General features: G+C 37.8%; 1 pseudogene. It reads left to right on the top strand.

Annotated elements, in window-relative coordinates:
• Positions 1 to 296, top strand: a pseudogene (locus H4J67_RS21365) (IS110 family transposase); the annotation flags it as partial.

The following is a 296-nucleotide window of genomic DNA, read 5'->3' as shown; positions in this document are numbered from 1 at the left end:
AAGACTTAACATCTATCTATGTCCCTGAGCCCGAAGATGAAGCCGAACGTGATTTATCCCGAGCACGAGAAACAGGCATGAAAGACTTAAAAGAGGCTAAATATCAACTTAAAGCATTGTTGTTAAGTAACAACATTAACAGCAAAATAAAAGATAACTGGTCATTACAACATTTGCGTTGGCTCGCTGAATTAGTGCTACCTCATCCTTGTCAGCAAATTGTTTTGCAAGAAGCCGTTTCAACCATTACCGAAAGGTTAAAACGTTTAAAAAGGCTGGATAATGAATTAACCCAT

Source organism: Colwellia sp. BRX10-4, from assembly GCF_014077465.1.
GTDB lineage: Bacteria > Pseudomonadota > Gammaproteobacteria > Enterobacterales > Alteromonadaceae > Colwellia_A.
Note: the sequence above shows the minus strand (reverse complement) of the source record. Positions and strands in the feature narration are given on the sequence as shown.